This window comes from Collinsella aerofaciens, assembly GCF_028207065.1.
GTDB lineage: Bacteria > Actinomycetota > Coriobacteriia > Coriobacteriales > Coriobacteriaceae > Collinsella > Collinsella aerofaciens_AR.
Genome location: NZ_JAQLFP010000064.1, coordinates 1 through 1,354, shown reverse-complemented (window position 1 = coordinate 1,354; position 1,354 = coordinate 1). Strand labels below are relative to the sequence as shown.

Here is a 1,354-nt window from a genome sequence, read left to right as displayed (position 1 = left end):
GGCTTATAGGACAAAATGTGTGTCTACTTTAGGGGCATCGGCGCAGGTCGATGCCCCTTTTTTAGCCGTTTAAATTCCGTGCCCGCTTTTAACCGCTCGGACAGAATGTGTGTCCGGTTGCCTATCGTTCCCGCAGGTAGATAACCTTTTCCGGAACCGTTAAATACTCTTTCGGAAGAGGTGCCCATGAAGGCCGTTTATTGCCCCTACTGCGGCGGTCGGACCAAGCGCAACGGCAGGACCTCATCGGGGTCCCAGCGGTGGAGGTGCACGGCCTGCGGCGCGTCGACGACGGTGAGGTACGACGACACGGCGGCGAGGCTCGAGGAGTTCCTCGGGTGGCTCCTCTCGAAGGACTCGCAGGCCGCGATGCCGGGCGGCGGGCGGTCCTTCAGGCGCAGGACGGCCGAGTTCTGGGAGGTCTGGCCCATGCCCGTCCCCGACGGCGAGCTCCACCGCGTGCTCTACGTCGACGGGATCTGGGTCGCGCGCGACCTCGTCGTGCTCATATGCTGCAGCGGCGAGAGGGTGGTCTCCTGGTACATGGCCAGGTCCGAGAACTCGAGGGCGTGGTCGGCCCTCATGGCGCCGATCCCGGCGCCCGAGGTGGTCGTCACCGACGGCGGGAGCGGGTTCGCCAAGGCCGTGCGCGAGACCTGGCCGCGCACCAGGGTCCAGAGGTGCACCTTCCACGCCTTCTCGCAGGTCAGGCGCTACACGACGACGCGGCCGAAGCTCCAGGCGGGGCGCGAGCTCTACCTCATCGCGCGCGACCTCATGGGCATCGAGACGCTGCACCGGGCGGAGCTCTGGGTCGAGCGCTACCTCGACTGGTGCGGGTTCTGGGCCGACTTCCTGGAGGACAGGACCGTGGTGGACGGCAGGAGGGCCTGCACCCACGAGAGGCTGAGGCGGGCGCGCTCGTCGCTGTCGTCGCTGGTGTCGGCGGGGACGCTGTTCACCTACCTCGACCCCGCCCTTGCCAAGGCCGGCCCGCTGCCGTCGACCAACAACATGATCGAGGGAGGGGTGAACTCGCAGCTGAGGGCCGTCCTGCGCAACCACCGGGGGCTGACGTCGGCCGAGCGCGTTAAGGCGGTGTTCTGGTGGTGCCACGCTCATTCGGGGGACGCGAGGACGGCGCGCGAGAAGCTCGCCGCGATGCCGACCGACGCGGACATCGACTTCCTGTTCAGCGTCTACTCCGCCTCGCCGTCGCGCGAGGACGGAGGGCCGGAGTGGGGCGACAGGGCCGTGTGGGAGGATCTCCACCACAGGGACCCGTACCCGTTCTGGCTGGATTAATGGATGGAAACGGATGTTCTATCGGGACACACATTTTGTCCTATAAGCC

General features: G+C 66.5%; 1 protein-coding gene. It reads left to right on the top strand.

What is annotated here, in order from left to right; genetic code table 11:
- Positions 1-186: 186 nt before the first annotated feature.
- Positions 187-1,305, top strand: coding sequence for an IS1249 family transposase (locus tag PMX72_RS10255; protein ID WP_271729944.1), 1,119 nt, complete (start codon positions 187-189; stop codon positions 1,303-1,305).
- The last annotated feature ends 49 nt before the right edge of the window (positions 1,306-1,354 follow it).